General features: G+C 56.1%; 22 protein-coding genes. 9 read left to right on the top strand and 13 right to left on the bottom strand.

Annotated features, from left to right (window positions below):
* The first annotated feature begins 2 nt into the window (after positions 1-2).
* Positions 3-3,227: a carbamoyl-phosphate synthase large subunit gene (gene carB, locus BTJ39_RS11195; RefSeq protein ID WP_078002778.1), complete on the top strand. Its 3,225-nt coding sequence runs from the start codon at positions 3-5 to the stop codon at positions 3,225-3,227.
* A 59-nt stretch (positions 3,228-3,286) separates the two neighbouring features.
* Here carB and BTJ39_RS11190 read toward each other — a convergent pair whose 3' ends face one another.
* The 5 genes from BTJ39_RS11190 to aldA all read right to left on the bottom strand — a co-directional run bounded on the left by BTJ39_RS11190 (position 3,287) and on the right by aldA (position 8,991).
* Positions 3,287-4,372, bottom strand: a complete 1,086-nt coding sequence (locus BTJ39_RS11190; protein ID WP_241825903.1) for a zinc-dependent alcohol dehydrogenase family protein — start codon at positions 4,370-4,372, stop codon at positions 3,287-3,289.
* A gap of 393 nt (positions 4,373-4,765) precedes the next feature.
* Positions 4,766-5,359, bottom strand: a complete 594-nt coding sequence (locus BTJ39_RS11185; protein WP_078002777.1) for a LutC/YkgG family protein — start codon at positions 5,357-5,359, stop codon at positions 4,766-4,768.
* Positions 5,352-6,743 carry a lactate utilization protein B gene (locus tag BTJ39_RS11180; protein WP_078002776.1) on the bottom strand — a complete coding sequence of 464 codons (1,392 nt, stop codon included), beginning with the start codon at positions 6,741-6,743 and terminating at the stop codon, positions 5,352-5,354. Before BTJ39_RS11180 ends, BTJ39_RS11185 begins: the two co-directional genes overlap by 8 nt.
* A 13-nt stretch (positions 6,744-6,756) precedes the next feature.
* Positions 6,757-7,500, bottom strand: coding sequence for a (Fe-S)-binding protein (locus BTJ39_RS11175; protein WP_078002775.1), 744 nt, complete (start codon positions 7,498-7,500; stop codon positions 6,757-6,759).
* Between the two features lie 54 nt (positions 7,501-7,554).
* Complete coding sequence (gene aldA / locus BTJ39_RS11170; protein ID WP_078002774.1) at positions 7,555-8,991, bottom strand: aldehyde dehydrogenase; 1,437 nt, start codon at positions 8,989-8,991, stop codon at positions 7,555-7,557.
* Between the two features lie 355 nt (positions 8,992-9,346).
* On the opposite strand from aldA, the gene rhaT reads away from it, so the two are divergent.
* Complete coding sequence (gene rhaT / locus BTJ39_RS11160) at positions 9,347-10,381, top strand: L-rhamnose/proton symporter RhaT (protein WP_078002772.1); 1,035 nt, start codon at positions 9,347-9,349, stop codon at positions 10,379-10,381.
* Here rhaT and rhaR read toward each other — a convergent pair.
* Entirely contained in the window at positions 10,378-11,268 is an 891-nt protein-coding gene (rhaR, locus tag BTJ39_RS11155) for an HTH-type transcriptional activator RhaR (RefSeq protein ID WP_078002771.1), read from the bottom strand. The genes rhaT and rhaR overlap by 4 nt on opposite strands.
* A 13-nt stretch (positions 11,269-11,281) precedes the next feature.
* Positions 11,282-12,109, bottom strand: a complete 828-nt coding sequence (gene rhaS, locus BTJ39_RS11150; RefSeq protein WP_078002770.1) for an HTH-type transcriptional activator RhaS — start codon at positions 12,107-12,109, stop codon at positions 11,282-11,284.
* A 310-nt stretch (positions 12,110-12,419) separates the two neighbouring features.
* Between rhaS and rhaB the strand changes: the two genes are divergently transcribed.
* The 5 genes from rhaB (at position 12,420) to folA (ending at position 17,033) form a co-directional block, all read left to right on the top strand.
* Positions 12,420-13,883, top strand: coding sequence for a rhamnulokinase (gene rhaB, locus BTJ39_RS11145; RefSeq protein WP_078002769.1), 1,464 nt, complete (start codon positions 12,420-12,422; stop codon positions 13,881-13,883).
* Positions 13,880-15,136: an L-rhamnose isomerase gene (locus BTJ39_RS11140; RefSeq protein ID WP_078002768.1), complete on the top strand. Its 1,257-nt coding sequence runs from the start codon at positions 13,880-13,882 to the stop codon at positions 15,134-15,136. Before rhaB ends, BTJ39_RS11140 begins: the two co-directional genes overlap by 4 nt.
* 9 nt (positions 15,137-15,145) lie before the next feature.
* The gene (gene rhaD, locus BTJ39_RS11135) at positions 15,146-15,988 is read left to right on the top strand and encodes a rhamnulose-1-phosphate aldolase (protein ID WP_078002767.1); all 843 of its coding nucleotides are present in this window, start codon (positions 15,146-15,148) and stop codon (positions 15,986-15,988) included.
* The gene (gene rhaM, locus BTJ39_RS11130; RefSeq protein WP_078002766.1) at positions 15,978-16,292 is read left to right on the top strand and encodes an L-rhamnose mutarotase; all 315 of its coding nucleotides are present in this window, start codon (positions 15,978-15,980) and stop codon (positions 16,290-16,292) included. Before rhaD ends, rhaM begins: the two co-directional genes overlap by 11 nt.
* Before the next feature lie 261 nt (positions 16,293-16,553).
* Complete coding sequence (folA, locus tag BTJ39_RS11125; protein WP_176110298.1) at positions 16,554-17,033, top strand: type 3 dihydrofolate reductase; 480 nt, start codon at positions 16,554-16,556, stop codon at positions 17,031-17,033.
* Positions 17,034-17,150: 117 nt separating this feature from the next.
* Here folA and apaH read toward each other — a convergent pair whose 3' ends face one another.
* The 6 genes from apaH to lptD form a co-directional block, all read right to left on the bottom strand.
* Positions 17,151-17,981, bottom strand: coding sequence for a bis(5'-nucleosyl)-tetraphosphatase (symmetrical) ApaH (apaH, locus tag BTJ39_RS11120; RefSeq protein ID WP_078002764.1), 831 nt, complete (start codon positions 17,979-17,981; stop codon positions 17,151-17,153).
* A gap of 63 nt (positions 17,982-18,044) precedes the next feature.
* Positions 18,045-18,422, bottom strand: coding sequence for a Co2+/Mg2+ efflux protein ApaG (apaG, locus tag BTJ39_RS11115; protein WP_078002763.1), 378 nt, complete (start codon positions 18,420-18,422; stop codon positions 18,045-18,047).
* A 4-nt stretch (positions 18,423-18,426) separates the two neighbouring features.
* Positions 18,427-19,245, bottom strand: coding sequence for a 16S rRNA (adenine(1518)-N(6)/adenine(1519)-N(6))-dimethyltransferase RsmA (gene rsmA / locus BTJ39_RS11110; protein ID WP_078002762.1), 819 nt, complete (start codon positions 19,243-19,245; stop codon positions 18,427-18,429).
* Positions 19,238-20,230: a 4-hydroxythreonine-4-phosphate dehydrogenase PdxA gene (gene pdxA, locus BTJ39_RS11105; RefSeq protein WP_078002761.1), complete on the bottom strand. Its 993-nt coding sequence runs from the start codon at positions 20,228-20,230 to the stop codon at positions 19,238-19,240. Before pdxA ends, rsmA begins: the two co-directional genes overlap by 8 nt.
* Entirely contained in the window at positions 20,223-21,515 is a 1,293-nt protein-coding gene (surA, locus tag BTJ39_RS11100; protein ID WP_078002760.1) for a peptidylprolyl isomerase SurA, read from the bottom strand. The genes pdxA and surA overlap by 8 nt, the downstream gene beginning before the upstream one ends.
* A 52-nt stretch (positions 21,516-21,567) precedes the next feature.
* Positions 21,568-23,940 carry an LPS assembly protein LptD gene (gene lptD, locus BTJ39_RS11095; protein WP_078002759.1) on the bottom strand — a complete coding sequence of 791 codons (2,373 nt, stop codon included), beginning with the start codon at positions 23,938-23,940 and terminating at the stop codon, positions 21,568-21,570.
* A gap of 180 nt (positions 23,941-24,120) precedes the next feature.
* On the opposite strand from lptD, the gene djlA reads away from it, so the two are divergent.
* Together djlA and BTJ39_RS24855 are read left to right on the top strand one after the other, a co-directional pair.
* On the top strand, positions 24,121-24,942 hold the full coding sequence (gene djlA / locus BTJ39_RS11090) for a co-chaperone DjlA (RefSeq protein ID WP_078002758.1): 822 nt from the start codon (positions 24,121-24,123) through the stop codon (positions 24,940-24,942).
* Positions 24,943-25,187: 245 nt separating this feature from the next.
* Complete coding sequence (locus BTJ39_RS24855) at positions 25,188-25,343, top strand: hypothetical protein (RefSeq protein WP_176110293.1); 156 nt, start codon at positions 25,188-25,190, stop codon at positions 25,341-25,343.
* Positions 25,344-25,687 lie beyond the last annotated feature (344 nt).

The raw sequence follows: 25,687 nt of genomic DNA, 5'->3' as shown, positions 1-25,687 counted from the left end.
AAATGCCAAAACGCACTGACATAAAATCTATCCTGATCCTTGGCGCCGGCCCGATCGTTATCGGCCAGGCATGCGAGTTTGACTATTCCGGCGCGCAGGCTTGTAAAGCGCTGCGCGAAGAGGGCTATCGCGTCATTCTGGTTAACTCTAACCCTGCAACCATCATGACCGATCCGGAAATGGCCGATGCCACCTATATCGAGCCGATTCACTGGCAGGTGGTACGCAAAATTATTGAAAAAGAGCGCCCGGATGCGGTGCTGCCAACCATGGGCGGCCAGACGGCGCTTAACTGTGCCCTTGAGCTTGAGCGTCAGGGCGTGCTGGCTGAGTTTGGCGTTACCATGATCGGCGCCACCGCTGACGCCATTGATAAAGCCGAAGATCGCCAGCGTTTCGATAAGGCGATGAAGCGTATCGGCCTGGGCACCGCTCGCTCTGGTATTGCCCATAATATGGAAGAAGCGCTGGCCGTGGCAGCAGACGTCGGCTTTCCCTGCATTATTCGCCCGTCGTTTACCATGGGCGGTACCGGTGGCGGCATTGCCTATAACCGCGAAGAGTTCGAAGAGATTTGCGAGCGGGGACTCGACCTGTCGCCGACGAATGAACTGCTGATCGACGAATCGCTAATCGGCTGGAAAGAGTATGAGATGGAGGTGGTGCGCGATAAGAACGATAACTGCATCATCGTCTGCTCCATTGAGAACTTCGACGCCATGGGCATTCACACCGGTGACTCTATCACCGTGGCGCCGGCGCAGACCCTTACTGACAAAGAATATCAGGTGATGCGTAATGCCTCACTGGCGGTACTACGTGAAATCGGCGTGGAAACCGGCGGATCTAACGTGCAGTTTGCGGTGAATCCGCAAAACGGCCGGCTGATTGTCATTGAAATGAATCCGCGTGTGTCGCGCTCTTCGGCGCTGGCGTCGAAAGCTACCGGATTCCCCATCGCCAAGGTTGCCGCCAAGCTGGCGGTGGGTTACACCCTTGACGAGCTGATGAACGATATTACCGGTGGCCGCACCCCGGCTTCGTTTGAGCCGTCTATCGACTACGTGGTGACCAAGATCCCGCGCTTTAACTTTGAAAAGTTTGCCGGCGCTAACGATCGCCTGACGACCCAGATGAAGTCGGTCGGTGAAGTGATGGCAATTGGCCGCACCTTGCAGGAATCAATGCAAAAGGCGCTGCGTGGGTTGGAAGTCGGCGCCCACGGCTTTGATCCTAAAGTGGCGCCAGACGACGCTGAAGCGGCAACGCATATCCGCCGCGAACTGAAAGATGCCGGCGCCGAGCGTATCTGGTATATCGCCGATGCTTTTCGCAGTGGAATGAGCGTGGAAGACGTATTTGCGCTGACCAACATCGATCGCTGGTTCCTGGTGCAGATCGAAGAATTGATGCAGCTTGAAGCTGAAGTGGCGCAGAAGGGAATCAACGGCGTTAGCAAAGATTTCCTCTATACCCTCAAGCGTAAAGGCTTTGCCGATGCCCGACTGGCGCAGCTGGTCGGCGTTGCCGAATCGGAAATCCGCAAGCTGCGTGACCAATATGGCCTGCACCCGGTCTACAAGCGCGTGGATACCTGCGCGGCGGAATTTGCCACCGATACTGCCTATATGTACTCAACCTGGGAGGAGGAGTGCGAAGCCAACCCGAACCAGGACCGGGATAAAATCATGGTGTTGGGCGGCGGGCCAAACCGCATAGGTCAGGGCATTGAGTTCGATTATTGCTGCGTACACGCGGCGCTGGCGCTGCGGGAAGACGGCTTTGAAACCATCATGGTTAACTGTAACCCTGAAACGGTTTCAACCGACTACGATACCTCCGACCGGCTTTACTTTGAACCGGTCACGCTGGAAGACGTGCTGGAAATTGTACGCATTGAACGACCGAAAGGCGTCATCGTGCAATACGGCGGCCAGACGCCGCTGAAGCTGGCGCGGGCGCTGGAAGCGGCCGGCGTGCCGGTAATTGGCACCAGCCCGGACGCCATTGACCGGGCAGAAGATCGTGAACGTTTTCAGCAGGCCGTAGAACGCCTTGGCCTGAAGCAACCCGCCAACGCCACCGTGTCCACCGTCGAGCAGGCGGTGGATAAAGCGTCAGCCATCGGCTATCCGCTGGTGGTGCGTCCTTCTTATGTACTGGGCGGCCGGGCAATGGAAATCGTGTATGACGAAATTGATCTGAAACGCTATTTCGCTAACGCAGTGCTGGTTTCTAATGATGCCCCGGTACTGCTGGACCGGTTCCTGGACGACGCGGTTGAAGTGGACGTTGACGCCATCTGCGACGGCGAGCGCGTGCTGATTGGCGGCATCATGGAGCACATTGAGCAGGCAGGGGTGCACTCCGGCGATTCCGCCTGTTCGCTACCGGCCTATACGCTGAGCAAAGACATTCAGGATGTGATGCGCCAGCAGGTAGAAAAGCTGGCTTTCGAGCTGTGCGTACGCGGTCTGATGAACGTACAGTTTGCAGTGAAAGACAACGAAGTTTATCTGATTGAAGTTAACCCGCGCGCGGCGCGCACCGTGCCGTTTGTTTCCAAAGCGACCGGGGTGCCGCTGGCTAAAGTTGCAGCCAGGGTCATGGCGGGTAAATCGCTGCTCAGCCAGGGAGTCACCGAAGAGATTATCCCGCCGTATTATTCGGTAAAAGAGGTGGTGCTGCCGTTTAATAAATTCCCCGGCGTAGACCCGATTCTCGGACCGGAAATGCGTTCTACCGGCGAAGTCATGGGCGTTGGCCGCACCTTTGCCGAAGCGTTTTCCAAAGCGATGCTCGGCGTGCAGAGCAACATGAAGAAAGGCGGGCGGGCGCTGCTGTCGGTGCGTGAAGGCGATAAAAAGCGCATTGCGGCGCTGGCAGATAAACTGGTGCAGTTTGGTTTTGAGTTGGATGCTACCCACGGTACGGCGGTGGTGCTGGGTGAAGCGGGGATTAATCCGCGTCTGGTAAATAAAGTTCACGAAGGGCGCCCGCATATTCAGGACCGGATTAAAAACGGCGAATATAGCTATATCGTTAACACGACCGCCGGGCGTCAGGCCATTGAGGACTCAAAGCTGATCCGCCGCAGCGCGCTGCAGTACAAGGTTCATTATGACACCACCATTAACGGCGGTTTCGCAACGGTCAATGCGCTGACCGCCGACCCGACTGAGCGGGTCATTTCGGTGCAGGAGATGCACGCGGAAATTAATCGTTAAGTCCGGCTATCTGTTAGAAAAATCCCCGCGCGGCGGGGATTTTTTTGTCTGTGTTACGGTCAGTACTCAACGATAACCTTCATCGCCTTTTGGTCGGCGGCGTGTTTAAACACGTCATAAGCCTGCTCCATTTCATCAAAGTGGAAATGGTGGGTAATCAGCTGGTCAATTGGCAGCTTGCCGGTGCAGCAGCTTTTCATCAGCATCGCGGTAGTATTGGTATTAACCAGACCGGTGGTTACCGTCAGATTTTTAATCCACAGTTTATCGATGGCAAAGCTGACCGGCTTGCCGTGCACTCCGACGTTCGCCAGATGGCCGCCCTCTTTAACGATCTGCTGGCAAATATTCCAGGTGGCTTCAATCCCTACCGCTTCAATCGCGCAGTCAACGCCGCGCTCGCCGGTAAGCTGGCGCACTTTGGCCACGGCATCTTCCTGCGACGGGTTGATGGTTTCCGTTGCGCCGATCGACGCGGCCATTGCCAGACGATTTTCATCGACATCGATCATTATCAGCTGAAAAGGCGAGTACAGCTGCGCGGTCAGCAGGCAGCCAATGCCGACCGGACCGGCGCCGACGATAGCCACGCTATCTCCCGGCTTAATATTGCCGTTTTGCACGCCAATTTCGTGGGCCGTCGGTAGCGCATCGGAGAGCATCACCGCCGCATCTTCGTCCAGGCCGGACGGTAACATAAACAGCGAATTATCGGCAAAAGGCACCCTGACATATTCAGCCTGGGTGCCATCAATCATATATCCCAGAATCCATCCGCCGCCGTTAAGGCAGTGGGAGTAAAGCTTTTTCTGACAATTTTCGCAGGTGCCGCAGCGGCTGATGCAGGATATGATGACCTTATCGCCTTTCTTAAAGTTTTTCACTGCCGGGCCAACCTGATCGATAATACCGACCCCTTCATGTCCGAGAATGCGGCCGCTAAAATGGCCCGTTTTTTGTCGGGAAACTAACTGTATTTCCGGGTTTTTTCCTTTCCAGATTCCAAGATCGGTGCCGCATATCGTGGTTTTCGTCATTCTGATAATAACATCGTCAGGATCGAGTAACTCCGGAACCGGACGGTCAACAAATCGAATATCATTTTCACCATAATACACCATGGCTTTCATTGTATTGCGCATCATGCTGTCTCCTTACGCTAATGGCTGCAATAAATACGTTGGTAATTAATTGATTTTAATGATAAAAACAATATAAATTTGAGGTTTATATTATTCTATTCTTATTTTAACTCCGGTTTGTGAGGTGGCGCTAAAATATTGGTTGTAGGAAAAGAATAATATCGAGGAAATGTAAAATTAACCGTATGAAGTAAAATATTATCCTGTGAATAGTTTCTATTATATAGATTGTTTAAGTTGATAGTTATTCAGATGGCTCTTTCGCTAATTATTATTTCAGCAAACTATTATCGGTGTTTTTAGCGCTAACGTAATTAAGTCAGCATACTTTCCCCTGGCAGGGCGCCGCCAAAGCGGCAGCTGCGCCTGAGCGGCCTCAGCCATCCGCGACGGCGTTCAGTACAGGATAACGCGCAAGCTACGTACGCCCTGGGCGCCGGTAATCAGCACGCCTTCAATATCGGCGGTGGCGGAAGGGCCGGAAACCAACACCGCATAGCGTGCGGTAAAGAAATGCGAATTTTTATAAGCCTGGTGAAGATTGTCGACGATGGCGTTTTTATCCAGCAGCACCACCATATGTTGCGCCAGATATCCCAGGGTATTGACGCACAGCTCCTGCTCGCTGAGAAAAACCGATCCGCTTTCAACCACGCCAAAGCGCGCACGCGCAATGCCAACATCAACGTCATGTAGCGAGCCGGGCGCGCTGTCCGGCGTTAATTTCCGATTACCCTGAACGTCGTCAGCGGCGGAGCAGACTACTCGCGCCTCCGGGAAAAGCGACCACACGTAAGCCGTCAGCTGCGCGCTATCGACAGCTCGCTCAATAAAGCTCAGGTCGGCAATGCCGCCCATCAGCCTGAGGGACTCGCTGAAGGCGGCCAGCTGGTCATCAATCACCGGCGTGAAGTCGGGGATATCAGGCAGCGGCTGAGGCGTAATATTGTGCTGGCGGACGGCATTAAGAATGGTGTCGCGGCTACTCATGACTGTCTCCTTTGGTCTTCTGGCGCTGCTGATACCAGCTGTGGAATGACTGCTTTGGCGTTTCGGGCACCTCGCGCTGCTCTCCCCAGGCGTTGAGCGGGTTATACACCACAAAGCGCGGCAGCTTCGGCAGCAGCGTATTGCTGGTATCAACCATCGCCCGGTAAAGTTTGGGTGAGGCGAGCACCTTACCGGCCGCGCGCATGGCAGCGGATTTAGCGAACGGTAGCTCGTTGTTTTTGGCGACGATTTCACGCCATTTATAAATTTGCTGGTGAATATTAATCCGCACCGGGCAAACCTCGGTGCAGCTGCCGTTGAGCGTCGAGGCGAAGGGCAGGCTGCTGTATTTTTTCAGATCCATTGTCGGGTTGATGATGGCGCCAATCGGCCCGGAGTAGACCGCGCCGTAGCTGATACCGCCGCTGCGGCGGTAGACCGGGCAGGTATTCATGCAGGCGCTACAGCGAATGCATTTTAGCGAGTACCAGAAGTCATCCATGGCCAGCCGCTGGCTGCGTCCGTTATCCACCAGAATGAAGTGCATCTGCGCGCCGGGTCGCGGCGCGCGAAAGTGTGAAGTGTACTGGGTGATCGGTGAGCCGAGCGCGCTGCGCGACAGCAGGCGCACAAAAACGCCAAGATCGGCGACGCGCGGGATCACTTTTTCAATGCCGATCGAGGCGATGTGAAGATCGGGGACAGTGGCTGAGAGATCGGCGTTGCCTTCATTGGTGCAGACGGTGATGGCGCCGGTTTCCGCTACCGCAAAGTTGCAGCCGGTCATGCCGGCGGTGGCGCTCAGGATCAGCGGACGGGTGGTTTCCCGCTGCTGGGCGGCCAGATAGTGAGGATCGGCGTTGCTGGCATCGGTATCCAGCGTTCTGGCGAATACCTGCGCCACATCGCGCGCCAGTTTATGGACAGCCGGAACGACGATATGGCTGGGCATCTCCTCATCCAGCTGCTGAATGCGCTCGCCGAGGTCGGTTTCGACAACCTGAATGCCGCGCGCCTCCAGGTAGGGGCGCATATCGCACTCTTCCGTCAGCATTGACTTGCTTTTAACCAGTGTTTTCACCTGCTTGTCCGCCAGTATCTGATGCACTATCTGATTATGCTCGTCGGCGTCGCGCGCCCAGTGTACCTGCACGCCGTTCGCCAGTGCGTTTTGCTCAAACTGCGTCAGATAGCGATCGAGATGGGCGAGGGTATGTTCTTTAATCTGCGAGGCCAGGGTGCGCAGCTGCTGCCATTCTTCGGTGGCTTTCATCTGGGCATCGCGTTTCTGGCGCAGCGACCACAGGCGGTTATCAAGGAAAGCCTGATGCTCGCTGCAGGCGAGAAACTGACGGGCGTTTTTTGCGTGATTTACCGCTTTCATCCTTCTTCGCTCCTCAGTGCGCCGCGCCGTTTAATACCTGGGCGATGTGAATAAATTTCAGCCCCATTCCCATGCGTTGCGCACAACCTTTTTGGTGCATCAGGCAGGACATATCGGCAGACACGATATATTCCGCGCCGGCCTGCTGATGATCATTGACCTTGTCATAGCCCATTTTGGCTGAAACCGGCGCCTCGCTGACGCTGAAGGTGCCACCGAATCCGCAGCACTCGTCGGGACGCTGCGGCGTGGTAAATTCAATGCCTTTTACCCCCTGTAGCAGCGACAGCGGCTTGGAAAAAAATGGCGCTTCGACTTCAGAGATGGAGGCGTGCTGCAAGCCGCGCAGGGCGCTGCAACTGTTGTGCAGGCCTACGCGGTGGTGGAATTCGGCCCAGGGAAACTCACGTACTTGCAGAACGTCGTGCAAAAACTCCACCAGTTCATAGCTGTTGGCGCGCACTTGCTTAACTTCCTCACTTTGGGCAATGGCCGTCAGGTGGTGACGGATATGATGAATACAGCTGGCGGAAGGGCCAACGATATAATCGTAGCCGCGAAAATTTTCCACCAGCAGCGCTTCGCTACCCGCTGCCGCTTCCATGCAGCCGCTGTTAGCCATCGGCTGACCGCAGCAGGTTTGCCGCGGCGGATAATCCACTTCGCAGCCCAGGCGTTCCAGCAGTTCCAGCGTGGCGATGCCGACCTCCGGAAACCAGGCATCAACAAAGCAGGGAACGAATAGCGCGATTTTCATAATTTATCTGTCCTTGTTCCGCTGACGGCGGGCGCAGCCGCTTAACGGCAATAATTAGAATTGTAGATAAGCGACGTGGGTTTGCAGGTATTCGCTCAGGCCGTGACGACCGTCGGCGCCGCCGGTGCCGGATTTACGCCAGCCGGCGTGGAACCCCTGCATCGCTTCGAAGTTCTCGCGGTTGATGTAGGTTTCGCCAAACTTTAGCTGACGCAGCGCCTGCATGGCGGTATTCAGATTCTGCGTATAGATGGATGAGGTCAGCCCGTATTCGCTGTCGTTGGCCATCGCCACGGCCTCTTCAAGCTTATCGAAGCGCGCCACGGGAAGCACCGGACCAAAGGTCTCTTCTTTCATGATATCCATCTGCTGGCTGACGTTAGTCAGCAGGGTCGGTGGAAAGAAATACCCCTTACCTGCGCTGCGTTTACCGCCCAGCAGCAGCGTCGCGCCCTGGCTAACCGCACGTTCAACTTTTTCTTCCACGGCGTTTAGCGCGGCGTCGCTGATTAGTGGTCCCATGTCCAACCCCTTACGCTCGGCCGGATCGCCAAACTGTACGCGTTCCATCTCCTCAGTGATGCGGGTGATGAATCTGTCGTAGATACCGGACTGAACGTAGACGCGCTCGGCGCAGTTACAAACCTGCCCGGTATTGATCACCCGAGAAGCAACGATAGCTTTTACCGCCAGTTCGAGGTCGGCGTCGTCCATCACGATGGCGGGGGCTTTACCGCCCAGTTCCAGCGAGACTTTGGTAATGTTTTGCGCCGCGCTGCGCATGGTTTCCATACCGGCGCGCACGCTGCCGGTCAGGCTGACCATGGCGACCTTCGGATTGGCCGCCAGCTCCTGACCCACCACCGGGCCGGTGCCGTATACCAGGTTGAACACGCCTTTTGGCAGCCCGACCTGATGCACTATTTCGCAAAACAGCGCGGCGTTCAGCGGCGTCAGCTCGCTGGGCTTAATCACGATGGTATTGCCGGTAATTAACGCCGGCGCCGCCTTGCGGGCGATTAAAAAGAAAGGAAAGTTCCACGGCAGGATGCCGGTGGTGACGCCGAGCGCTTTTTTAAAAACAAAAATATTTTCATTGGGACGATCGCTGTTGATGATTTCGCCTTCATAGCGCCTGGCCCACTCGGCCATATAGTCGAGGTAATCTGCGGTGAACAGCACCTCGGTTTGCGCCAGCTCCTGGGTTTTACCGCCTTCGGCGACGATAGTGGCGCTGATTTCCACTTCGCGCTGGCGGATGCCGTCGGCGATTTTGTGTAGCCAGACGCCGCGTTCTACCGCTGGCAGTGCCTCCCAGCCGGGCTGTGCCTGTTCGGCAGCGAGCAGCGCCTGCTGTGCGTCCAATCGGCTGCCGTCAGGAATGTGGGCGATTATCGCCTCGGTTGACGGGTTAATCACCGCGATGGATTTGTCATCCCGCGGGGCGATAAACTCGCCGTTGATATACATATGTGCCTGTTTCAGGGTCATTTATCGGTTCTCCGTCAATGTTTGGTTATCAGGTTGTTGCGTTTTTGCTGCGTAATGCAGAGGGTGACGCAGAGCGGCGGGATATACCTTTTTCTGGCTGCCACCCCGGCAACCAGAGTGGCAATAAGCGCGAAATGACCGGGCTGGTCGACTGGCGGCGGTGGAAACACTCGGGCGCCGCCCGCCAGAAGATAGCGGAATTGTGATCGCCATCAGCGGGAGTTGGCGATTTTTGCCAGTTTCGCTGACGGCGGGGCAGCCAGCGAAAGGCTGCCCGTTTTCACCCGGTCGTAGACTCGACACTGTCCGGGCGGCATTACGTCGCTCCTCTCAACCTGATGAAGGACAGATAACAATGAATAATGCCATTTTAGCCGGGATACTATGGCACCTGGTCGGGGCTGCCAGCGCCGCTTGCTTTTACGCCCCCTTCAAAAAAGTGCGTCACTGGTCGTGGGAAACTATGTGGTCGGTGGGCGGCTTTATGTCGTGGTTGATTCTGCCGGCGGTGGTCAGCGTTATCCTGCTGCCAGACTTCTGGGCTTACTATCGTTCGTTTACCCTTTCCCAACTGATGCCGGTGTTTTTGTTCGGCGCGATGTGGGGCGTGGGTAACGTCAACTATGGCCTGACGATGCGCTATCTCGGCATGTCGATGGGTATCGGCATCGCCATCGGCATTACGCTGGTGGTCGGTACGCTGATGACGCCGCTGCTTCAGGGCCGATTTGTGGAGCTTTTCAGCTCAACAGGTGGCCGCCTGACGCTGCTGGGCGTGTTAGTGGCGCTGGTTGGCGTGGCGATTGTTTCCCGTGCCGGCCTGATGAAAGAACGGGTGCTCGGGATCAACGCGCAGGAGTTCAGCCTGAAAAAGGGGCTGGTTCTGGCGGTGCTATGCGGCATATTTTCCGCCGGCATGTCCTTTGCAATGGATGCAGCAAAGCCGATGCACGATGCCGCTGCTGCGCTGGGCATCAATCCGCTGTATACCGCCTTACCCAGCTATGTGGTGATTATGGGCGGCGGCGCGCTGGTTAACCTTGCCTACTGCTTTATCCGCCTGGCGCTAAAGCCGGAGCTGTCGCTGAAAGCCGACCTGTCGGTAGCGAAGCCGCTGCTGATAAGCAATCTGCTGTTTGCCCTGCTGGGGGGCACCATGTGGTATCTGCAATTCTTTTTCTATGCCTGGGGACACGCCAGAATTCCGGCGCAGTATGACTTCGTCAGTTGGATGCTGCACATGAGTCTTTATGTGCTGTGCGGCGGCATCGTCGGGCTGCTGCTGAAAGAGTGGAAGGCGGTCGGTCGCCGTCCGATAGGCGTGCTCTCTTTGGGATGCGTGGTGATTATCATTGCGGCGAATATCGTCGGCTTAGGAATGGCGAGCTAACTTAACGGGCGTCCTGCGAGGGCAGGGCGCTGCTTTTCTGTTCCTGCGCGTGCGGCATTCATAAAGCGCTGGCGCCATTCCGTCGGGGTCATGCCGGTTTCGCGGGTAAACACCACGGAAAAATAGTTACTGTCATCAAAACCGCAGCGGGCGGCAACTTCACTAATCAGACAATCACGGCTGCGCAGCAAATGCCTGGCCTGACAGAGCTGCAGCTGACGAACGTAATGTCCGATCGTCATTCCCGTCTGCTGGCGAAACAGCTGCTTGAGCGCCCGCTCGCTGAGCTTATTTTGCTGGCAGAAGCCGGCAAGATCGAGCTGGTGGCCGGGATTGGCCTGAATCGTTGCCATCAGTAAGTCGAGCTGTTCCCCCTCAGGTAAGCGCTGCTGGCCCTCTGCGGCATAGCGATGACGGCGCAGAATCAGGGCCAGCTGCAAGAACAGGGCTTCCGTGAGCTGCAAAGAGAGCAGATCGCTTTTGCGACTCTCCTGCTCCAGCTGCTTGATGACACCGCGCGCCAGCGCCATCCCCCTGGTCGTCAGGCGCCAGTGGGCCGGCTGCTTGCTATCGTTAAGCGGCAGCAGCTGCGACCAGTTCAACCCAAGTTTGAAGCGGTCGGGGCAATACAGAATATTATCCAGCACCAGGTCATTTACCGAGTCATAGCTGTGGCAATCCTGGTCTTTGATGTAAAACAGATCGCCACAGGTCACCCGCCAGGGACGATCGTTAAGTACGTGTAGCCCGTTACCCCGCCAGACCATGACAATTTCACTGAACTGATGGCTATGGGGCGGAAACGAGGGCTGAGGCGATCGATCGGCAACGGCGACCGGCATGGACGGGGAGGGGAAATAGTCCTCGCGGGCCAGAATAAGGGTCATGCCGTACTCCTCTCTAAAGGGCGTGCTGACGCTCGGCGCGCGGCGTACAGCCAAACTCCCGACGAAACAGGGTGGAAAAATGATTACTGTCGCCAAAGCCGCACTGAAAGGCAATATCGGTGATTCGGCTCTCGCTGTGGCGCAGCTGATGGCGCGCCTGCAACAGACGTAAACGCGTCAGATAGCGCTGCGGCGTGCTGCCAGTCTGCTGTTTCAACTGACGATGCAGGGTGCGCAGTGGCAGCGAAAAATGCTGCGCCAGCGAGGCCCAGTCCACCTCTTCGCCATAATGGCTGTTGAGCCATTCCAGCAGGCGCAGCAGCCGGGTATCGGCGCTATTTTCATCCTGCAGCGCTTCGCCGCCTTTGCGCAGACAGATTAGCAACTGCATAAACAATGTTTCCTGCCAGGCCTGGTTTTCCAGTGAGTAGTGGCCGGATAGCTCAGCCATGCGATCGATCAAGTCTCTGGCCTGGCGCAGTGCCGGCGAGCTGATACGCCAGCGGGCGTTATAGTCGCTGGCCTGTGGCTGGGGCAGCCAGTCGCGCAGGCTGTTGATAAAGCGAAACGCTTCCGGGCCGCGATACAACACATTCGTCAGGCACAGGTTATTCGTCTGCTCATAAAGATGGCGATCGCTGTCGCGGATAAAGCAGACGCAGCCTGCGGATAACGCCTGCGGCTGGCCGTTAAACACGTGTACGCCTGATCCCTGCTCAACCAGGACAATTTCATGAAAATCATGGTGATGTTCAGGAAAATCCTCCTGAGGTATCCGCGGCTCAATAGCCACCGGAAAGGCACTTCCCGGAAAAAAATCACTGCTATGTAGCACGGTCATGATCGCCCCTCTGTCGAGAACCTGTCAGCGATACTAGACAGCGCGTTATCGTCCCGCCTTGAATTTTGCGCGCTTAACCGCGCTTTTACGGTCGGAATTTTAAGAAATATAAAGGAATCTTTTAGAATTGCAGGCGCGATCAACTTTCTGTTAGCAAATACGTAACCTGACATCATTCAGAGAAAATGTGAGTTTGCTCACGCTAAACTTCACCAGGTTGCCAGCAGCCAGATTGCGCTGGCAGCATCGGGAAGGTGAGGGCGCATGAGGTTTGTAGACTGGAGGCCTACTTTCTTCAGGATGCAATGCCATGACAATTCGACACATTGCAGCAGTGGATCTTGGCGCATCAAGCGGTCGCGTGATGCTGGCGCGCTTCGACAGCGAGAGCGGCTCGCTGATGCTGGAAGAGCATCACCGCTTCGTTAACCAACAGCAGCAACGCCAGAATTATCAATGCTGGGATATCGACGCGCTGGAAGCGGACGTTGTTCGGGGACTGACGACGCTGCCGGTTGTTCCTGACAGCCTGGGTATTGACACTTGGGGCGTGGACCTGGTGATGCTGGATAAACAGGGTAAACGGCTTGGCCCCTGCGTTTCCTATCGTGATGTTCGTACCGACGGCGTGCTGGCCAGGGCGCAGCGGGAGCTGGGTCGCGACTGGCTCTATCAGCGCACCGGCATTCAGTTCCTGCCTTTTAACACCCTCTATCAGCTGCGCGCTTTTGCCGATGCCGAACCGCAGCTGCATCGAAAAGTCGCCCATGCTTTGATGATCCCTGACTATCTCGCCTGGCGTCTGACGGGCAAAATGAACTGGGAATATACCAACGCCACCACCACCCAACTGCTCAATTTGCAAAGTGGACAATGGGACCCGGAGCTGCTGGACTGGTGCGGCGCAAAAGCCGCCTGGTTTGGCGCGCCATGCCAGCCAGGAAACCAGGTAGGTTTGTGGCAACCCGCTGGCGCTCAGCCGGTTCCCGTGGTGGCCGTGGCGACCCATGACACGGCGAGCGCGGTGCTGGCGACGCCGCTTGGCGACGAAGACAGTCTTTATCTTAGCTCCGGCACCTGGTCACTGATGGGATTTGAAAGCCCGCGACCGTGCAGCGATGCGGCGGCCCTTGCCGATAACCTGACTAATGAAGGCGGCGTGGAGGGGCGTTACCGGGTGCTGAAAAATATTATGGGACTCTGGCTGTTGCAGCAGGTCTGCGACGAACTGAACATCAGCGACCTGAACAAGCTCATCAACGATGTCTCTCAGCTGCCGGTCGGACGTTCGCTGATCAATCCCAACGATGGGCGCTTTATTCATCCAGCCAGCATGGTGCGGGAGATTCAGGATGCTTGCGCCGCACAGAGCATGGCGATCCCGCAGAGTGAAGCGGCGCTGGCGCGCTGCATTTTTGACAGCCTGGCGCTGTTTTATCGCCAGGTCATGCAGCGTCTGACTCAGCATCATGGTCGTCCCTTTAAACAGATCCATATTGTCGGCGGCGGCAGCCAGAATGCGCTGCTTAATCAGCTTTGCGCCGATGCCTGCCAGCTGCCGGTTATCGCCGGCCCGGTAGAGGCATCAGCGCTCGGCAATATTGGCGCGCAGCTTATTGCCAGCGGTGAGCTGGCGGATGCTGCCGCCTTTCGTCGTTGTATAAGGCAAAACGAGGTTCTGACTCGCTTTGCGCCTCAGCATAACAGCGCCCTTGCCGCCTGCTGGCCGCGCTTTCAGGCGCTGACTCAACCCACTAAGGAACTTTGCATATGACCAGGCCAATTGAACAGGCTTTTGCGCTGGCGAAGCAGCGCTACGCGGATAACGGAATTGACGTGGAGGCGGCGCTGACCCGGCTGGATAGCCTGCCGATTTCCATGCATTGCTGGCAAGGGGATGACGTTCGCGGCTTCGAAAACCCCCAGGGTGAGTTGACCGGTGGAATTCAGGCGACGGGTAATTATCCCGGTCGGGCACGGAATGCGGGGGAGCTGCGTGCGGATATTGATAAAGCGATGGCGCTGATCCCCGGACCAAAGCGGCTCAACCTTCACGCCATTTATCTGGAAAGCGACTCGCCAGTAGAGCGCGACGCCATTGAGCCGCGTCATTTCGCCGGTTGGGTTGACTGGGCGCGCCAGCGCAAGGTCGGGCTGGATTTTAACCCAACCTGTTTTTCCCATGCTAAAAGCGCCGATGGGTTTACCCTCGCGCATCAGGATGCTGCGGTACGCCGCTTCTGGATTGACCATTGCAAGGCCAGCCGGCATATCTCCGCCTGGTTTGGCGAGCAGCTGGGAACGCCTTCGGTCATGAATATCTGGGTGCCGGACGGCATGAAAGATCTGACCGTAGATCGCTTCGCGCCGCGTCAGCGCCTGATGAACGCCATTGATGACATCATCAGCGAAAAATTAAACCCGGCGCACCATATTGATGCGGTAGAAAGCAAACTGTTCGGTATTGGCGCTGAAAGTTACACCGTTGGCTCCAACGAGTTTTGCCTTGGCTATGCTGCCTCACGTCAGATTGCTCTGACGCTGGATGCCGGCCACTTCCACCCGACGGAAGTCATCTCAGACAAGATTTCTTCCGCCATGCTCTACGTTCCTCGCCTGCTGCTCCACGTCAGCCGGCCGGTACGCTGGGATAGCGATCACGTGGTGCTGCTGGATGATGAAACCCAGGCGATCGCGAACGAAATCGTGCGTCAGCAGCTGTTTGACCGCGTCCACATTGGGCTGGATTTCTTTGACGCGTCGATTAACCGCGTTGCGGCCTGGGTCATCGGCACGCGCAATAGCAAAAAAGCGCTGCTGCGCGCGCTGCTGGAGCCGGTCGATGCGTTGAAAAAGCTGGAAAACAGCGGTGACTACACCGCGCGCCTGGCGCTGCTTGAAGAGTTGAAAACGCTGCCGTGGCAGGCGGTATGGGACGCGTGGTGCCTGCGCAGCGATGTCCCGATCGGCGCGGACTGGCTGAGCGACATCCGCCAGTATGAACAACAGATTCTGACTCAACGTTAAGGGCAGCATATGCAAAATATTCTTTCATCCTGGTTTGTTCAGGGCATGGTTAAAGCAACCGGTGATATGTGGCTTAAAGGCTGGGACGAGCGCAACGGCGGTAACGTCAGCCTGAGGCTACTGGCGGAAGAGGTGGCGCCTTTTCATCATGAATTTGCCGCAGACCCGCGCTGCGTGGAATTAACTCAGCCGGCGCCCGGCCTGGCTAACTGCTGGTTTCTGGTCACCGGCTCCGGTAAGTTTTTCCGCAATGTGCCGCTCGATCCTGCTGATAGCCTGGCGTTATTGCAGGTGGATGAGCGCGGCCTGTCCTACAAAATTCACTGGGGGCTGATTAACGGCGGTTTGCCGACTTCCGAACTGGCCTCGCATTTTCAGTCCCACGCGGTGCGTAAAACGCTCACCAACGGCCATGACCGGGTGATTATGCATTGCCACGCGACCAACTTTATGGCGCTAAGTTATGTGGTCAGTCTGGATGAGGCGCGCTTTACTCGCCTGCTGTGGGAAGGAAGCACTGAGTGTCTGGTTGTCTTCCCCGACGGCGTCGGCATCGTTTCCTGGATGGTGCCAGGAACCGATGGTATCGGCGCCGCCACCGCCGAAAAAATGCAGTCGCACAGCCTGGTGATGTGGCCTTTCCACGGCATTTTTGGCGCCGGGCCGACGCTGGATGAAACCTTTGGCCTGATTGATACCGCGGAAAAGTCGTCCGAAGTGGTGGTGAAAGTGCTGTCGATGGGCGGCATACGTCAGACGATCAGTCGCGCGCAGCTGATTGACCTGGGCAAACGTTTTGCCGTGGAGCCCTGGCAGGCGGCGCTGGACGTGGAGGCGGCCGGTGTTGCGTAAGGCCTTTGTGATGCAGGTGTTTCCTCACTGCGTCATGGCCTATCAGCAGCGTCATAACCCGATCTGGCCGGAGCTGGCCGCCACCCTGAAAGCCCATGGCGCCCACCATTACAGCATTTTTCTCGATCGGCGGCGTCATCTGCTGTTTGGCTATGTGGAGATTGAGTCTGAAGCCCGCTGGCAGGCGGTTGCTCAGACGGAGGTTTGCCAGCGCTGGTGGGCATCAATGCGCGAGCTGATGCCGGCCAACGCCGACAACAGCCCGGTCAGCGATGACCTGCAGGCGGTTTTTTTCCTCGAGTAACAAGGGCCGCAGGCGATTTGTAGCCTGGTGGATCTGCCTGAAAAGCAGGCGCCGGGCGACGCCGCATTTGGCTGTCGGGCGCCGGTGCGAAAACGGGCCCGCTTTAATGAGATTTGCCCCGCAGCCTGAGCTTCTGAATCGGTTTTATCGCCGGACAAAAATACACCATTGTTAATAAAAATCCCGTACAGAACCTATCGACGAAAGTTTCGCCTTTGCGTATTATGGCGCGAATTTTTCCACCCTGTGAGTTTATGGATGATGATAAGCCTGATTGCCGCCATGGCGGCAGACCGTGTGATTGGTATGGAAAATGCAATGCCGTGGCACCTGCCTGCGGATCTGGCCTGGTTTAAGAAACATACGTTAAATAAGCCGGTTATCATGGGGCGTCGTACCTGGGAGTCAATCGGCCGTCCGCTGCCCGGGCGCAAAAACATCGTTATCAGCCGCCAGAGCGGCAGCGATGAAGGCGCGATATGGGTCAGCTCGCTACAGGAGGCGCTGACGGCGGCCGGTGAGGTGGAAGAGGTGATGATTATCGGCGGCGGCGATATTTACCGCCAGTTCATCGACAAGGCAAATCGTTTGTACCTTACCCATATTGATGCCGAAGTGGATGGCGATACGCATTTTCCTGACTATGAGCCGGTTCAGTGGCAATCTACTTTCAGCGAATTCCACGATGCGGATGAAAAGAACAGTCACGGCTACTGCTGGGAAATACTTGAGCGCCGCTGAGTCAGCCGGGCCTTGCGCTGAACATCGCTAAGTAAAGCCAGATACCACAACGCCTGCCGCTCAGCACTGCTGCGGCAGGCGTTGTTGATTTCACCCTTAGCCGTGGCAACACATCGGCTATTCTTCCATCACATCCTGACGGTTGGACGGCTGGCTGAAAATGCTTTTGTCTTCCCAGCGCAGCAGGGTCAGCGGGCCACCCCAGCAGCAGCCGGTATCCAGACCGATCACGCCAGGCGGTGTGCCTTTACCTTCCAGCGAGGCCCAGTGGCCGAAAATCACCGTGTATTCATCGGTGACCGGGCCGGGGATAGTAAACCAGGGTTTTAGCGGCGGCGTGGCCTGCTCCGGCGGCTCTTTACAAATCATATCCAGCTGCCCGTTAGGGAAGCAGTAGCGCATACGGGTTAGCGCATTGCTGATAAAGCGCAGGCGCGACAGGCCGCTCAGTTCTTCCGACCAGTTGTTGGGCATATCGCCATACATAGCGTCAAGAAACAGCGGATAGCTATCGCTGGCCAGCACTTTTTCAACTTCGCCTGCGCAGCGTTTTGCGGTCGCAATGTCCCATTGCGGGGTAATACCCGCGTGGGCCATCACCAGCTTTTTCTCGTCATCGACCTGCAGCAGCGGCTGGCGACGCAGCCAGTTAATCAGCTGATCGGCATCTTCCGCTTCCAGCAGTAAATTGAGCCGATCTTTAGGTTTATTGCGGGTAATGCCGGCGAACACTGCCAGCAAATGTAAATCATGGTTGCCCAACACCAGCCTGGCCGAAGAGCCAAGCGATTTGACGTAGCGCAGTACGTCCAGCGATGCCGGTCCGCGTGCCACCAGATCGCCGGTTAGCCAGAGTACGTCCTGTTGTGGATCGAAATTAACCTGTTGCAGCAACGATTGCAGTTCATCAAAGCAACCGTGTATATCCCCGACTAAATAGGTGCTCATGCGCAAATCCCAATACGTCAGCGGCGGCAGAGGCCGCTGGACGATGAAAAAGTAGGTTATGGGTTAATGAATGCAGGATTCAATGGCAAGGCGGAATACCGGAATATCGACCTGAAAACGCTGACCTTCCGTGTCCTGCATTTCATAATAGCCTTGCATGGTGCCCATCGGCGTTTCCAAAATAGCGCCGCTGGTATATTGAAATTCGCTGCCCGCAGCGATATGCGGCTGCTCACCGATTACGCCTTCACCCTGCACTTCGGTTTCCCGGCCGTTGCCATTGGTGATAAGCCAGTAACGATTGAGCAGCTGAATGCTGTCGCGCCCGAGATTGCGAATAGTTATGGTGTAGGCGAATACGTAGCGTTCTTCAGCCGGTACCGACTGCGAGGCGACATAAACACTCTGGACCTGAATGCAAATACGGGACGATTCATTCATGCTGTTATTCTCCTGCCGCCGGATGGGCGCTCAGCCAGTTTGCTAACTGGCAGTATTGCGCCACGCTGAGATTTTCAGCGCGAAGGGTGGCGTTGATATTCAACTCATCCAGCGCGTCAGCGCTGAACAGATTGCTCAGCGAGTTACGCAGCGTCTTGCGGCGCTGACCAAATGCGGTGGTGGTGATGTGGCTCAGCTTGCGTATATCTTCAACCGGATTGGCGATGGTCGCGTGGGGCGCCAGGCGTACGACGGCTGAATCTACTTTCGGTGCCGGAGTGAATGACTCTGGCGGCACTTCAAGTACCGGAATTATCTGGCAGTAATATTGCGCCATCACGCTCAGCCGGCCATAGGCTTTGCTGCCGGGTCCGGCAACCAGACGGTTTACCACCTCTTTTTGCAGCATAAAATGCATATCCTGAATGGCATTTGCATAGCTGAAAAGGTGGAACATCAGCGGCGTGGAGATGTTGTAGGGCAGGTTGCCGAATACCCGCAGCGGCTGGCCTTTTTCGCTGGCGTACGCGGCGAAATCGAAGCTCATGGCATCCTGCTGGAAAATGGTTAACTTCGGCCCCAGAAACGGGTGCGTTTTCAGGCGCGCAGCCAGATCACGGTCAAGTTCAATGACCGTGAGTGCGTCGACTTTTTCACCGACCGGTTCGGTCAGTGCGCCAAGGCCCGGGCCGATTTCAACCATTGTCTGATCTTTTCGCGGCTGAATCGCGGCAACAATACTGTCGATGATATAGCTATCGTTCAGGAAGTTCTGTCCGAAGCGTTTGCGGGCGAAGTGGCCCTGATGAACTCGATTATTCATTACTGGTTTTTATCATACTGATGGCGAGGTTAAGCGCCGTAATAAAGCTGCCCGCATCTGCCTCGCCCCGGCCAGCCAGTTCAAGCGCCGTGCCGTGATCGACGGAAGTGCGGATAAATGGCAGGCCAAGGGTGATATTCACCGCGCGACCGAACCCCTGATATTTTAGCACTGGCAGCCCCTGATCGTGATACATCGCCAGTACCGCGTCGGCATTTTGCAGATATTTGGGCTGAAACAGCGTATCCGCAGGCAATGGACCGCTCAGCATCATTCCCTGCTCGCGCAGATCGTTGAGCGCCGGAATAATAGTATCAATTTCCTCGTGCCCCATATGCCCGCTTTCGCCGGCATGAGGATTAAGCCCGCACACCAGAATATGCGGCTGCGCTTTACCAAACTTCTGCTGCAGGTCGCGGTGGAGAATCTGTATGACCTGATGCAGGCTTTCCCGGCTGATTGCCGCAGAAACATCTTTCAACGGCAGATGCGTGGTCGCCAGCGCCACGCGCAGCTTTTCGGTTGCCAGCATCATGACCACACGCTGGCAGCCTGCGCGCTGTTCGAAGAACTCGGTATGGCCGCTAAAGGCAATACCCGCATCGTTAATCACGCCTTTGTGAACCGGTCCGGTAATCAGCGCCGCAAACTCACCAGACAGGCAGCCATCGCAGGCGCGCGCCAGGGTTTCCAGTACGTAATGGCTGTTATCAACACAGAGTTCGCCGGCCTTAACCGGGCAGGGAAGTTCGACGGGTAAAACGGTTAGCGTGCCGGCTCGCTGCGGCTGAGCGGCTACGCCGGGTTGATATTCGCGTAGCGTAATGCAAAGCCCCAGCTGCTGAGCGCGTTCACGCAGCAGCTGGGGCGAAGCACAGACCACCAGCTCGACCGGCCATTCACGCTGCGCTAGCGTCAGCGTCAGGTCCGGCCCAATCCCGGCGGGCTCGCCGGGAGTGATTACCACACGGGCATTATTAAGCATTCGGGTCGAGAATTTTCACATAGGCGCTGGCACGCTGTTCCTGCATCCAGGTTTGCGCTTCTTCGGCAAACTTACGATTAAACAGCAGGCGATAGGCGCGCTCTTTCTGAGCCGCATCGGTTTTATCAACCTTACGCGTATCCAGCAGCTGAATCAGGTGCCAGCCGAAGGCTGAATGGACCGGTGCGCTCATCTCACCTTTTTTCAGCTTCAGCAGCGCATCGCGGAAAGCCGGGTCGAACATTTCAGGCGAGCTCCAGCCCAGATCGCCGCCCTGGTTGGCGGAGCCGGGATCCTGGGAGTATTCGCGAGCGGCGGCGGCAAAGTTCAGCTTACCGCTGCGGATTTCGCTGGCAATCTGCTCCAGCTTGGCGCGGGCCTGCTCGTCAGTCATTACCGGCGACGTCCGCAGCAGAATGTGGCGAGCGTGGACTTCGGTGACCGAAATGCTCTTATTGTTATCGCGAATATCGTTAACTTTCAGAATATGGAAGCCGACGCCAGAGCGGATCGGGCCAATGATCTCACCTTTTTTCGCGGTAACCAGCGCCTGGGCAAACAGGGAGGGGATTTCCTGTAAACGACCCCAGCCCATATTGCCGCCCTTAAGGGCTGACTGGTCAGCAGAGTAGGTAATCGCCAGCTTGCCGAAGTCAGCGCCTTTCCGGGCTTCATCCACCAGCTGATGCGCCAGTTTTTCCTGGTCATCAACCTGCTGCTGGGTTGGATTCTCCGGCAGCGGCAGTAAGATTTGGCTCAGGTTAAACTCGGCGCCAGCGTCGTTCTGATCGCCGACCTGTTTGGCCAGCGCATCCACTTCCTGCGGCAGGATGGTGATGCGACGGCGTACTTCGTTATTGCGAATTTCCGCAATCGACATCTCTTTGCGGATCTGATCGCGATAGGTATTGTAATTCATACCGTCGTAGGCCAGGCGGCTGCGCAGCTGGTCCATGGTCATATGATTTTGTTCGGCAATATTGGCAATGGCCTGATCCAGCTGAGCATCACTGATTTGGATACCGGCCTGCTTTGCCATCTGCAGCAGGATCTGGTCCATTATCAGCTTTTCCAGGATCTGATGACGCAGCGTGCGATCGTCTGGCAACTGCTGACCGGCTTCATGCGCCTGGCTTTTTACCGACTGCATCATGCTGTCAACGTCACTTTCTAATACCACGCCGTTATTTACCACGGCGGCAACTTTATTAATAACTTGTGGGGCGGCGACCGCGACGTTAGCGCTGAGCGCCAGGCCGAGAATCAACATTCTCCAGATCTTCATACATTTTCCATTCGTTTGTCTGCACTGCAGGTTTACTGGTCAATCGTCACAATCAGAATGCGGGCTGGTAAGGCAGGATGCCCTGTCGAAGCATCTTATCCGTGCCCAGACTGTAGTCAGAACTCAGGCCGCGAAGTTCAATACTGAATGAGATTTTATTGTCATATTTACTTTCATCACGCGTGTAATCCCAGTTAGTGATCTTACGTTCGTAGCCAATGCGTATGGCATAGCAGCAGGAACTGTACTGCACGCCAAGCAGCTGGTCGGCCGGCTGCTTCGCTTTGGTGTCATAATACCAGGCGCCCACCACCGCCCAGGAATCGGCAAACGGCCAGCTGGCGGTTGCGCCCACCTGCGATATGCCCTGCTGATAGCCCGGATTCTGAATATTCGGCAGCGTGGCCTGAATATACTGTGGGCTGGTATAACGGTAGTTCAGCTGCACCATGCGATCGGCATCGGGACGATATTCCAGTACCGCGTTGCCGGTGGTCACCGAGTTCAGGCGGGTGTCATATTGCAGGCCGCCGCGCGTTGACCAGTTATCGCTTACCTTCCAGTAGGTGTCGCCCGCCCAGATAACGGTACCCGTGTTGTCTTTATTGCCGTCGAAATAGCTGTTGGTTACGCCGGTGCGCGAGGGCGTAAACGAATAGATTTGACCTACGGAAGCGTTAAAACGTTCCACCAGATCGTTATCATAAATTCGCGTGGTGACCCCGGTCGTCAGCTGATTGGCGGAAGCAATGCGGTCAAGGCCGCTGTAGCTCCGATCGCGGAACAGACCGCTATAGTCGCTTTGCAACAGCGTTGAGTCATAGACGTTGATATCGCTCTGATTACGATAGGGCACGTACAGGTACTGCAAACGCGGCTCAAGGGTTTGGGTATAGCCGGGCGACCAGTCCATGTCCCGGTCAAAGACCAGTTTGCCATCGGTTTTGAACTGCGGCATTACGCGGTTAACCGAGCCGCGCAGCTGGTTATTGCTGTCTACCTGACGGTTGTACCAGTCAATATCGTCCTGCTGATAGTGGGTGGCCATCAGCTTGGCTTCAGTATTCAGGCTGGCCCAGCCGTTGGACAGCGGCAGGTTTATCGACGGTTCGATATGCAGTCGCGTTGCATCCGGGTAGTCGGTATTGACGTTGGTGAATTTCACCGCCTGGGCGTAAATATGGCTATCAAACGGGCCGATGTCATTTTTGTAGTAGTTCAGATCGAGCTGCGGCTCGGCACGATAGATGTTGTTGGCGCTGTTGAGCTGAAATACCTGGAACTGCTTGGTTGATAAGGTGGCGTCCCAGTTGGTGTCGGCATAGCCAAGGCTGAACTTCTGCGTCGCATAGCCATCGGTTGAGTTGCCGTAGGTTGAATCCAGATCGCTGAAATAGTAAGGATCGCTAACCTTGGTATAGTCGACGTTGAAACGCCAGTGCTTGTCATATACGCCGTTATGCTGCCAGTAGAACATCCAGCGCTTGCTGTCGTTCGGGTCGCCGGCATACTGGCCGTCTTCAATGCGGCTGCGGTAAACTCTGTCCGACCCCATGTAATCGAACTCCACGATGCCCGCGCCGGCCTCGCTCAGATAGCGGAATTCGTTTTGTAACTGGAAGCCCCGTTTTTCAATGTAGTGCGGGGTAATGGTCGCATCCGCCTGTGGCGCAATGTTCCAGTAATAGGGCAGCATAAATTCAATGCCGCTGGTATTGCCGAACTTCATATTCGGGATCAAAAAGCCTGAACGACGGCGATCGCCCACCGGCAGCTGCAGATAGGGGCTGTAAAATATCGGCACGGAACCAATCTTAACGCGGGCGTTCCAGATCTCAGCCAGTTGCTCTTTACGGTCGTGAATAATTTCCGAGCCGGCAACGCTCCAGCTATTGCTGCCCGGCAGGCAGGTCGTAAAGGTACCGTTTTCCAGAATGGTATAGCGATTATCGTCGCGCTGCTTCATCTGATCGCCGGTTCCGCGTCCCTGACGCCCGACCATCTGATACTTGCCATCCCAGACGTTGGTGTCTTTGGTGTTCAGGTTTGACCAGGCTTTCGGTCCGCGCAAAATTACCTGATTATCGTCGTAGTGGACGTGCCCCAGGGCATCAACGGTCCGAACCGCCGTCGCCTGCCCATCCTGCTGTTTCTGGTGAAGCTGTACTTCGTCAGACTGAAGGCGGCTGTTACCTTGCTGAACATCAACATCGCCGCTAAATACGGCATTATCAGGATATTTACCGTCGGCCTGTTTAGATTTTATCGTTACCGGAAGAGCATTGGTGTCGCCCTGAATCAGGGGGCGAGTGTATTCCGGCACGCCAAGCATACACTGAGACGCAAGATCGTCGGCAAGGCCGTACTGGCTGTAAATTGCAGAGCCAATTAGCGTGGCCAGCATGGTAGGTAAACGTTTTTTCATACGCGGTATCAAAAATTCCGTGATAACTGGCTTCGAGTCGACAAACGGTCAGAGACTAACTCACTCAACAGCGTTGCGCTAGTGTTAATCCTTGCTTTCCACGTTGCCGTTAGGCGCTGAGATAAATGACGAGTATGATAAAGCAATTTTTAGCCGGTTTCATGGCGAATTGAGGAGTTTATGCGCTACTGGGGAAAAGTTATTGGTTTAGTCCTTGGCTCACTAAGCGGCGGCGGTTTTTGGGCGGTGCTGGCAGGGATAGTGATTGGGCATTTTGTTGATAAAGCGCTAGCGGTGCCGCGACAGAGCTATTTCTCCAGTAATCAGGAGCGCCAGTCACTGTTTTTTCGCACCACTTATCAGGTCATGGGGCATCTGACCAAAGCCAAAGGGCGGGTGACGGACGTTGATATTCAGATGGCGACATTGCAGATGGATCGGATGCAGCTGCACGGCGAAGCCCGTACCGCTGCGCAGCAGGCTTTCCGTGAAGGAAAGCTGAGCGATTTCCCCCTGCGCCAGAAGCTGCGTGAATTGAAAAGCGTCTGTTTTGGCCGTTTTGACCTGATTCGTATGTTCCTGGAAATACAGATTCAGGCAGCATTTGCCGACGGGCAGCTGCATCCCAACGAGCGGCAGGTGTTATACGTTATTGCCGAGGAGCTGGGCATCTCTCAGGTTCAGTTCGATCAGTTTCTGCGTATGATGACCAGCGGCCAGCAGTTTGGCGGCGATCAGGGGCAGGGATATGGCCGGCAAGGGGGTTATCAGCAATCCTCGCGCGGGCCGACGTTACAAGACGCCTGCAGCGTGCTGGGGGTGAAGCCAGATGATGACAATACCACAGTAAAACGCGCCTATCGCAAGCTGATGAGCGAGCATCATCCGGATAAGTTGGTTGCCAAGGGATTACCGCCGCAGATGATGGAAATGGCCAAGCAGAAAGCGCAAAGCATTCAGGCGGCGTACGATCTGATCCGTCGCGAGCGCGGGCTCAAATAAACCTGGCTTACTTGCCATTTGGTCCCCACAGCAGCGCGTAAACGACGGTCACATACTGGTGTATGCTCCCGCCGATTTCCGCTTGCTGAGTGAACCAACTGGCTGCGACGCCGACGGTTTATTGGCTGCATTGACCTGGCTTACTTGCCATTTGCTCCCCGCAGCGTCGCGCAAACGACGGTCACATACTGATGGGGGGTGTGAAGGCCGTCTCGTCACGGCCTTTTTAGCCCGGACGGGCTGGTATGTTTTTACCTACGGTGGGTTGTTCCGTTCGCTTGCACGGTGGGCTGTTTATTTCACCCATGGTGGACTGTTCCGTTCGCCTGTACGGCCAGTGCCATCGCTGCCCGCCGCTGCGGGCGACCGGCAAGGGGCCATCAAACGTCATGGCCCCTTGACCCCGGACTTCCGGCAGTTTCTGCGTGGCGGTGCCCTTCCCTCACGCATGTAGCCCGCCGTACGGGCCGTTCGCGATGCGTTCCCGACGCAGCGCTTACTTTCGCCGCCTCCCTGCGGCTCACCCTGGCGGGCTTCATTCGTTCGGCGCAGAAAAGCCTGTTGGTACAGGTTTGTGGGAAACGGCATCCGTTTTTAATCGATAACGGCGTTAGGGCTGCGCTTGTTGAAAACGGCATTCGTTTTTTATTAAAAAAGCAAAAACCAGGTTGCTGGTATTCAGTCCGGCGCAGACCTGGTTTTTTTACTTAAAGCGATGAAGAAGTTTACGGGGGAGGAGAAGGCC

It is taken from the genome of Izhakiella australiensis, from assembly GCF_002006995.1.
Taxonomy (GTDB): Bacteria; Pseudomonadota; Gammaproteobacteria; order Enterobacterales; family Enterobacteriaceae; genus Izhakiella; species Izhakiella australiensis.
Note: the sequence above shows the minus strand (reverse complement) of the source record. Positions and strands in the feature narration are given on the sequence as shown.

What these genes read in the sequence shown, in the direction of transcription:
- carB (WP_078002778.1), top strand. Translation starts at nt 3, where the DNA reads ATGCCAAAACGCACTGACATAAAATCTATCCTGATCCTTGGCGCCGGC.
- BTJ39_RS11190 (WP_241825903.1), bottom strand. Translation starts at nt 4,372, where the DNA reads ATGATGCGCAATACAATGAAAGCCATGGTGTATTATGGTGAAAATGAT.
- BTJ39_RS11185 (WP_078002777.1), bottom strand. Translation starts at nt 5,359, where the DNA reads ATGAGTAGCCGCGACACCATTCTTAATGCCGTCCGCCAGCACAATATT.
- BTJ39_RS11180 (WP_078002776.1), bottom strand. Translation starts at nt 6,743, where the DNA reads ATGAAAGCGGTAAATCACGCAAAAAACGCCCGTCAGTTTCTCGCCTGC.
- BTJ39_RS11175 (WP_078002775.1), bottom strand. Translation starts at nt 7,500, where the DNA reads ATGAAAATCGCGCTATTCGTTCCCTGCTTTGTTGATGCCTGGTTTCCG.
- aldA (WP_078002774.1), bottom strand. Translation starts at nt 8,991, where the DNA reads ATGACCCTGAAACAGGCACATATGTATATCAACGGCGAGTTTATCGCC.
- rhaT (WP_078002772.1), top strand. Translation starts at nt 9,347, where the DNA reads ATGAATAATGCCATTTTAGCCGGGATACTATGGCACCTGGTCGGGGCT.
- rhaR (WP_078002771.1), bottom strand. Translation starts at nt 11,268, where the DNA reads ATGACCCTTATTCTGGCCCGCGAGGACTATTTCCCCTCCCCGTCCATG.
- rhaS (WP_078002770.1), bottom strand. Translation starts at nt 12,109, where the DNA reads ATGACCGTGCTACATAGCAGTGATTTTTTTCCGGGAAGTGCCTTTCCG.
- rhaB (WP_078002769.1), top strand. Translation starts at nt 12,420, where the DNA reads ATGACAATTCGACACATTGCAGCAGTGGATCTTGGCGCATCAAGCGGT.
- BTJ39_RS11140 (WP_078002768.1), top strand. Translation starts at nt 13,880, where the DNA reads ATGACCAGGCCAATTGAACAGGCTTTTGCGCTGGCGAAGCAGCGCTAC.
- rhaD (WP_078002767.1), top strand. Translation starts at nt 15,146, where the DNA reads ATGCAAAATATTCTTTCATCCTGGTTTGTTCAGGGCATGGTTAAAGCA.
- folA (WP_176110298.1), top strand. Translation starts at nt 16,554, where the DNA reads ATGATAAGCCTGATTGCCGCCATGGCGGCAGACCGTGTGATTGGTATG.
- apaH (WP_078002764.1), bottom strand. Translation starts at nt 17,981, where the DNA reads ATGAGCACCTATTTAGTCGGGGATATACACGGTTGCTTTGATGAACTG.
- apaG (WP_078002763.1), bottom strand. Translation starts at nt 18,422, where the DNA reads ATGAATGAATCGTCCCGTATTTGCATTCAGGTCCAGAGTGTTTATGTC.
- rsmA (WP_078002762.1), bottom strand. Translation starts at nt 19,245, where the DNA reads ATGAATAATCGAGTTCATCAGGGCCACTTCGCCCGCAAACGCTTCGGA.
- pdxA (WP_078002761.1), bottom strand. Translation starts at nt 20,230, where the DNA reads ATGCTTAATAATGCCCGTGTGGTAATCACTCCCGGCGAGCCCGCCGGG.
- surA (WP_078002760.1), bottom strand. Translation starts at nt 21,515, where the DNA reads ATGAAGATCTGGAGAATGTTGATTCTCGGCCTGGCGCTCAGCGCTAAC.
- lptD (WP_078002759.1), bottom strand. Translation starts at nt 23,940, where the DNA reads ATGAAAAAACGTTTACCTACCATGCTGGCCACGCTAATTGGCTCTGCA.
- djlA (WP_078002758.1), top strand. Translation starts at nt 24,121, where the DNA reads ATGCGCTACTGGGGAAAAGTTATTGGTTTAGTCCTTGGCTCACTAAGC.
- BTJ39_RS24855 (WP_176110293.1), top strand. Translation starts at nt 25,188, where the DNA reads ATGTTTTTACCTACGGTGGGTTGTTCCGTTCGCTTGCACGGTGGGCTG.